The 7,176-nt window shown below is 39.0% G+C and carries 7 protein-coding genes; 2 read left to right on the top strand and 5 right to left on the bottom strand.

Annotated elements, in window-relative coordinates; genetic code table 11:
• Positions 1 to 103 precede the first annotated feature (103 nt).
• The 4 genes from H6G68_RS26285 to H6G68_RS26270 all read right to left on the bottom strand — a co-directional run bounded on the left by H6G68_RS26285 (position 104) and on the right by H6G68_RS26270 (position 4,188).
• Complete coding sequence (locus H6G68_RS26285) at positions 104 to 724, bottom strand: type I restriction-modification system subunit M N-terminal domain-containing protein (RefSeq protein ID WP_242045406.1); 621 nt, start codon at positions 722 to 724, stop codon at positions 104 to 106.
• A gap of 437 nt (positions 725 to 1,161) precedes the next feature.
• Positions 1,162 to 1,800 (bottom strand): type I-MYXAN CRISPR-associated protein Cas5/Cmx5/DevS, encoded by a 639-nt coding sequence (gene cas5, locus H6G68_RS26280; RefSeq protein ID WP_190909276.1) that lies wholly within the window; start codon positions 1,798 to 1,800, stop codon positions 1,162 to 1,164.
• Complete coding sequence (cas6, locus tag H6G68_RS27475; RefSeq protein WP_242045405.1) at positions 1,797 to 3,185, bottom strand: type I-MYXAN CRISPR-associated protein Cas6/Cmx6; 1,389 nt, start codon at positions 3,183 to 3,185, stop codon at positions 1,797 to 1,799. Before cas6 ends, cas5 begins: the two co-directional genes overlap by 4 nt.
• Positions 3,186 to 3,270: 85 nt before the next feature.
• Complete coding sequence (locus H6G68_RS26270) at positions 3,271 to 4,188, bottom strand: lysylphosphatidylglycerol synthase domain-containing protein (RefSeq protein WP_190909275.1); 918 nt, start codon at positions 4,186 to 4,188, stop codon at positions 3,271 to 3,273.
• A 236-nt stretch (positions 4,189 to 4,424) separates the two neighbouring features.
• Between H6G68_RS26270 and H6G68_RS26265 the strand changes: the two genes are divergently transcribed.
• Both H6G68_RS26265 and H6G68_RS26260 read left to right on the top strand, forming a co-directional pair.
• Complete coding sequence (locus tag H6G68_RS26265) at positions 4,425 to 4,991, top strand: DUF6658 family protein (RefSeq protein ID WP_190909274.1); 567 nt, start codon at positions 4,425 to 4,427, stop codon at positions 4,989 to 4,991.
• Between the two features lie 44 nt (positions 4,992 to 5,035).
• Positions 5,036 to 5,638 (top strand): hypothetical protein, encoded by a 603-nt coding sequence (locus H6G68_RS26260; RefSeq protein ID WP_190909273.1) that lies wholly within the window; start codon positions 5,036 to 5,038, stop codon positions 5,636 to 5,638.
• A 103-nt stretch (positions 5,639 to 5,741) separates the two neighbouring features.
• Here the strand turns inward: H6G68_RS26260 and larC are convergent, their stop codons facing one another.
• Positions 5,742 to 7,049: a nickel pincer cofactor biosynthesis protein LarC gene (gene larC / locus H6G68_RS26255; RefSeq protein ID WP_190909272.1), complete on the bottom strand. Its 1,308-nt coding sequence runs from the start codon at positions 7,047 to 7,049 to the stop codon at positions 5,742 to 5,744.
• Positions 7,050 to 7,176: the final 127 nt, after the last annotated feature.

Genomic DNA, 7,176 nt, shown 5'->3' with positions numbered 1-7,176 from the left:
CCTAGTAGCATACAGGTATTTTACTGGTAATTCTGTAAGAGCAGATCACAGGAAATTTTGAGCCAATGTGAGTATTTGTTAGCTTCTGTTAAGAAAACAGTAACTAGTTACTAACCCCCAGAACATCGCTCTCGGTGTCTCCCAACCGAAAATCAATTTTATTCAAATGCACTAAAATCTTGGCAATTAAAGCATTTTTCGCCTTCGGAGTCCGCCCCAACTTCGTCGAATTCAGATCCAGATCCTCAAACAAATGATCAAAATCTTCCTCACTTTCCTTGCCCATCGTCGAGCGTTCAATGTTGTTTAAAACATCCGTCAAGTCCCCCAAAATAAAAATTGAACTCTTTTCTAACTCCTCATCACTAATCTCATCCTTATCCGCCTGATTGCCTAATGCCCGTTTAGCCAGAGAACTAAACAACTCAGATGGCTTCAAAAAATAACCCAATTCGACAATAGATTCCTCTTTAATTGCCTCTAAATATTCCTGCCCCTCATTCGACGACTCATCAAGCTTTAGAAAATCAATCTTATCTTCAGCCAAAATCTCATTGGCGTAAAGATGCTGACGCTCGGATAGGTACTTATAGAAAATAAACCCTAAGCAATAATCCCGAAACTCATCAGCGTTCATCTTGCCCCGTAGTGAATCGGCAATATTCCAAAGCTGAGTTTCTAATTTTTTCTTTTGTCCGTTTTGTCCGTTTTGTCCGTTGGTCATTTATCTCTCGTACTGGGCGTTACCGCAGGTCAGCGTAGCTATCTCTAGCACCGCTAAAACGCTAAAAAATTTTGTCTCAGCCAAGTATAGGACATAGCAAGGGACTAGGCATGGAAAAGTTATACTACAGCAAGAATTTATGCGATCGCAGTCAATAATTTTATCTCGATATTTGAGCAACGCCTAACGGCATAAAGCCACGAATCACAATTCCCCACCAATTTTTGTTAATAGTGCGTATTGTTGAGCAACGCCTAACGGCATCAAACCACGAATCACATAAACGCTGGAAGGGAGTTCACGACTGCAAGGATTATTGAGCAACGCCTAACGGCATCAAACCACGAATCACAACGCCATTGATTGAAACTGTAGTTTAAATGGGTCTTGAGCAACGCCTAACAGCATCAAGCCACGAATCACTAATAACTGAGGTTTCAGTTTGGAGATTGAATCATCGTCCACGCCAAATCAGGAGGTGGTGAACTTGGTATTTCCTCAATCCGATACCTCAAAAATCGGGTATTTCTTGACCCCACATGATCAACCCAATAGGGTAAGGTTAACTTACCTCTATTATCCCTAATTGCCCACCGTTTCACCCCTTCTAAATAATCTTCCGAAACAATTTTGATCGTTTTAATCAACTGGTCACTTTCTCCCAAAAATAAACAACCAAACCGTCTTACTCTCTCAGGATAATCAAAAGCTAACTGTATCTTCTCCCTTAAACTTGGTTGTATCTTCTCCCCCTCAGAACGAACCCAAATCAAACACTTGAGATTAGACAAAATTTCTTGATAACAGGGAATTACATTCTCTGGATGGCTAAAATCAGCATTCTTAAACTGTCTAATTTGACGCAAAATTTGTGACTTTTTGGGACTAGATAACATAGAGAGCGCCAATTCTACCCCACAGTGGCGATAGACATCGGTTTCCCCTACCAAAGATAACAACATCCCATACACTGTCGCTGGAGGAGGGATAGGATAGGTTTTTCCCATTTCCCTTGCATGGGACTCCCGAAAAGTCGTAAATGGAACATCCAAATAGAGAATTAATGGTGCAATCATTTTGATTCTTCTAAGCCCAAATCTCTTTTAATAACTGTTTTCAAATCTTCAATCAGTTCATTGCGATTACGATAAATATGCGCCTTCTTAAAAAGAGAATTATCAAACTCTGCTTTGGCATACATTTTAGCAAAATTTCCTTTCATTGCTTGCTGAAATACCTTAATGAAAATCAGATAATTCTTATCTTCTTCACCATTTTCTGCCATAAATATGAATCCTTCTCGATTGTAAAATAATTGGTTAAATAAATATCCTTGTAAATCCTCCATCACCAATTTTTCCCAAAAATCAGACCACCAAGGAATTTCTTTCACTAAATTATCAGCAATCAGGGAGCGAATAGGATTTACTTTAATAAAAATTTGCTTAGGTTTAATCTTCTGATAATTGGTTGGAAAATATTTTTGAACCTGTTGATAATTAATTACAGTATTTTTATCAATTTTAATTTCTTCTATTTTCATCAATGTCCTTTGATGAGAAGTTTGATTCATTTTCTCATATAACCAAACCTCACAAGCTTGATCATAGTCGCCTTCAATGTAAATATCATCTAAGCTGTAATAAAGTAATCCTGCTTCACCAAGGCTAGTAACATGAAGTTGTTTAATTTCTAATTGCTGTAATCGCCATCTTCTTTGAGAAGCATCTTCAAAATCCCTAATGTCTGGAATCACCACCAGATAGCGATGGGGTTTCTTTTCCTTCAAATCTTCTGATGGAATATGAAGTAAGCAATAATGACAAACTACTGGGACAAATATTCCACACATCATCTTGCGTTTCCCGCCAATTCCTTGTTCTTGCAGAATTAAGGAATCTTCTAGGTTGAGTTCGCTGATTTTTACACCAAATCCTCTAACTTTAAACTCTTTTCCTGCTTTATTGATGGTTAATTGTCTTTTTTGAGGTGTTCCATCTTGTCGGGTCAGAAGTTCAATTTTTCCTTGTATTTCTAAATTATCCAGTTGCCGTTGCACAGCTTCAATAAAGTTATTAGAGTCTTGAAATCCTTTTATTAACACTAATCTGGAATAGACACTTTCTGAAGAAACCAAGGTTTTGTAGTCAGGAATATCTAGTTGGTAAGAATTTTGACATATATTAAAAGCTTGACCCGCTAAATAAGGATAAATTAAAGGAATCTGTTGATGATGAGTCCGAATTTTTAAGCGAGATTGAGCAGTGAGTTCAAGTAAGTTGTTTCTGGTTGGTATTCCAGCGATGGGATGAATACCAATAGACTTGAGTTCGTGCAGGATAGGACAAATTCTAGACAAAGCACTATAGATAACATAACCATTATCTAGAGGAATCGGTGCGCCTCTGAGTTTAAACGTTAAGTCAACATATTCCCCACTCTGAATTAATACTGCTGCCATAGATGGAAATTTACAGATGGCTAGAAGTTTTGATATTGACAAAAAAAATAAATTGTGGTAATTAAACTGCCTGAGCATTTAGTAACTAGCTGGTAAAACGTTCATCGAGGGAAGCTAAGGTAGCGCCGGCGATTTCAGCTAAGATGCTAATGAGACGATAGAGAGCGATCGCACTAATTACTAAAGCAGTTGGGAAGTGATGCTGTAGAATTGTCAGTGCTGTAGCTTCAAACACGCCTATTCCACCAGGCGCACCGGGAACAACCAAACCTAAAACCCAAGCAAAACTAAAAGCACCCAACAATAAAGGAATGTGGCTCAAGTTTAAGGAACCCAGAGCAAACATAGTTAATATAAACCCAGTTCCACGCAGTCCTAAAAAAACCAATTCTCCCAACAAAGGTCTTAGAGGATAGCGTTCAATACTTAAACTACTAATAGGCTGATTTTCAGAATTAGATTTTTTGGATTTTAATCTATATAAAAAGCGAATTGCTGGATTCAAAACCCAAGGATGAACTGCACCAAGTACCACAACTAAACTCAGCAATTGCAGAATTTGTAACCCCAAATTACTCTTATTAACTGCAAATCGACTACCGAATAAAACAACAGTAATTAAAGCCGCCGCAGCCATGAGTAACGGTTCTAGCAAAACGCTTAAAGTCGCTGCACCAGCAGAGACATTAGCATTTTTAGCCGCCAAAATTCGTCCATAGTAATGCCAGACATTACCAGGTAAATACTTAGCAATATTCGTCTTCAGATAAACTTGGATAAATTGAGCAGATGATACAGGTTGATTTAACTCTTGCAACACCCAAGTCCATATCCAACCAGCCCATGTGTGTGCAAGTAAAGTTACACCTGTAGCAATTGCTAAAATTGCCCATCCTACCGCATCAATACGGATAGAAGTTACTTCTAGCCAATTATCCTTCAGTGCTTTTCCTAAAAAAAACAGCGTCCCCCCCAAAATAAACCAACGTAAAATTCTCTTCATTATTTTGATTATTTGTGGAATTTAATGATTAAATTGCCCAAAATAATTATATTAAATAATCTCTCTCTCTAGTTAGATAAAATTATAATTTTCTCAAAAGTAAAATGTAACCTACGCTAGAGGTTCTTTAATTATATGTTTTTTAAAATCGGTAGGTGTTGTTGATGTTAATAACTTAAGTCTTTGGCGAGGCGAAAACGACGATTTTAAGTTTAATCCTGGATAAGGAGGACTAAGTGAAAAGTTTGATAAATCTCTTGAAAAAGCTGCAAATGCGCCAGATTTTAACTATCTTTTTAGCGGGAATATTGTTGATAGTTAGCACGGCCTGTAGTGGAGTAAATGCTCAAGGTGCAAATCCCAAAAATACTCCTGTACAAGCAGGTGGAGCAAATAATCCTTATAAGAGTGGTAGCGACAAATATACAAACTTGCGAATGTCTACAGACCCAAAAGTAACTACTGAATCAAGGAAATCAGAAGATGATCAAGCTAGTTTAGCTTTAAAGTCACAATTATTAATAGCCGCACATAAGGAAACTGAAATTCTTTATCCTGGGGCAGAAACGCCTGCCGGTAGAGTTAGGAAAGAGGCAGAATTACCAATAATCACAGAAGAAGAATTCAAACATCCTGAACCAGGTGGATTAATTCAGCGTGAACCAGATTTAAAAACTCGCATTCAAAAGCGAATGGAAACTGTAACAGAGTCAGTTGAAAAAGCTTCAGAATTTTTAAAAGAAAAATCTGATGAAGCAAGTGCTAGACCTGAATTACAAAAAAATCCAGCCGTAGGTAAATAGGATTTTATTTTTTAAGTCAGACAACAACATACAAGGAGAACAAGATGAAAAGAGTAATTACTAGGTTGCAGAATCTGCGCCCACTGAGAATTTTAACGGTATTTTTGGCAGCAAGTTTTCTGTTTTTAGTCCAAGCTTGTAATCGTCCCACCATAGCTGGACAACCACCCCAACCAGCGGGACAACCGCCAAATGTGCAAAGATATGATCCCACAAAAGATTATCCTCTTTCTCCCTATGAAGGAGGGATGAACAACTTTAGTGATGTAGATCCCAGAGCAAAAAAAGCAGAAAAAGCAGCCCAAGATAGCGCAGATGAGTTAGTAGAAAATGCTAAGAGAAACGTTGAAAGCAAGGGAATTGATAGTACTGAGCAATATGTCCGCAATTATCGTTCAGGAACACCCTTTGGTGAAAGAGTAAAAAACTTAGGTGAAGATGTAGGAAGTTCTGCCGAAGAATTGCGAGAAGGTGTAACCAAGGGGACTCAGCGAGGAGTTGAAAATCTACAGGAAAATGTTGGCAATGCTGCTAAAGGATTGACAAAGAATGTGCAGCGCGGCACTGAAGATATTGGTAAAAATCTTCAACGCACAGCCGAGGATGCTAATCAAGCAGTAAGAAGGACTGTAAGAGAAGCTGATTAAATTTAATTCACGTTAATTCCCGATTTTAGGGTGGTTAATACCCACCCTATGATGATTAAATAATGCCCTAATGAACCAACACCAACAAATAAATTATCTGCGTTTATCTGCGTTTATCTGCGGTTTTTTCATCATATTTTTTCTCCAAATACCAATTCTGTAAAGCTAGGCGTTGAACTTCCAGCCAGGGAATATCGTGTTTTCGCGCTAAATCTGCACAATCTTCATACTCTGGCTGCACATTAGTAATATTCTTTTCTGCTGTTTTTCCTTTCCAAGCCACTTTAACACGCACCATGCCATAAGGTGTTTCCACTTGTTGAATTTCCCGTTGTAAAATGTGGCGTTGTCCAGAAGTTCGACGAATTCCTAAAGTAGTAGTTTCGCGGAATAAAACCTCTTCACAACTGGCCAATTGTTCTGGATGACAAATGACGGTTAATAAAATCCCTGGACGAGATTTTTTCATTCCGATGGGTTGAGTAAAGACATCCACCGCACCAGCTGCAAATAAAGCCTCAAAAACATAACCAACAGCTTGGGGATTTAAGTCATCAATTTGGGTTTCTAGTACAGAAATTGTTTCTAAATTTGGACTAGTATCTGCAACATCAGGAATATTTGTCTGTAAATTCGTAGTTTCACCGAGCCAGAGGCGTAGTATATTGGGGATGGGTAAGTCAAGGGAACCTGCTCCTAGTCCCACTTTTTTGAGGGTAATTGGCGGTGGTGAACCAAAACTTCTTGCTAAAGTAGTAGCGATCGCAGCCCCAGTCGGTGTCACCAGTTCTCTGTCAATACCGTTGCTATAAACTGGACAACTCCGCATTTCCCAAAGTTTTAATACTGCGGGTACAGGTACTGCCATTTGACCATGTGCAGCCCGAACAGTTCCCCCACCAGTCGGAAATGGTGAGCAGTATAGGAGGGGTAATCCTTCCTGATTGCTGTCGATACCCAACCAATCTAACCCCAAGCAAGTACCGACAATATCCACAATCGCGTCTACAGCACCCACTTCATGGAAATGAACTTTTTCTGGTTCAATGCCGTGGACAGCCCCTTCTGCCAATGCTAACTGGCGGAATACAGCTAAACTCCAAGCTTCCGCCTGTGATGGCAACTTGGCGTTGAGAATCATCTTCTCTATTTCTGGTAAGTGGCGACCATGTTGGTGATTGTGTTCGTGGTGGTGGTGGTGATGGTGATGTAATAAATCTACATGGATTTTGGTTGCTTGCTGAGTTTGACGATGAACAAGTTCTGCCCGTAATTGGTATTCTTGCTCAATTCCCAAATTGTTGAGTTTTGCCACTAAATACTCTAAGGGAACACCTAGACTTACTAAGGAACCCAGGCACATATCACCGGAAATACCTGTTGGACATTGAAGATAAGCGATTTTATTCATAAATTAGTCATTGGTCATTAGTCATTGGTCATTGGTCATTGGTCATTGGTCATTGGTCATTGGTCATTGGTCATTGGTCATTGGTCATTGGTCATTGGTCATTGGTCATTGGTCATTGGTCATTGGT

Origin of the sequence: Anabaena catenula FACHB-362 (assembly GCF_014698735.1) — a bacterium.
GTDB classification, from domain to species: Bacteria; Cyanobacteriota; Cyanobacteriia; order Cyanobacteriales; family Nostocaceae; genus Anabaena; species Anabaena variabilis_A.
Note: the sequence above shows the minus strand (reverse complement) of the source record. Positions and strands in the feature narration are given on the sequence as shown.

Coding starts and splice junctions, on each gene's coding strand:
- H6G68_RS26285 (WP_242045406.1), bottom strand. CDS start 724: ATGACCAACGGACAAAACGGACAAAACGGACAAAAGAAAAAATTAGAA.
- cas5 (WP_190909276.1), bottom strand. CDS start 1,800: ATGATTGCACCATTAATTCTCTATTTGGATGTTCCATTTACGACTTTT.
- cas6 (WP_242045405.1), bottom strand. CDS start 3,185: ATGGCAGCAGTATTAATTCAGAGTGGGGAATATGTTGACTTAACGTTT.
- H6G68_RS26270 (WP_190909275.1), bottom strand. CDS start 4,188: ATGAAGAGAATTTTACGTTGGTTTATTTTGGGGGGGACGCTGTTTTTT.
- H6G68_RS26260 (WP_190909273.1), top strand. CDS start 5,036: ATGAAAAGAGTAATTACTAGGTTGCAGAATCTGCGCCCACTGAGAATT.
- larC (WP_190909272.1), bottom strand. CDS start 7,049: ATGAATAAAATCGCTTATCTTCAATGTCCAACAGGTATTTCCGGTGAT.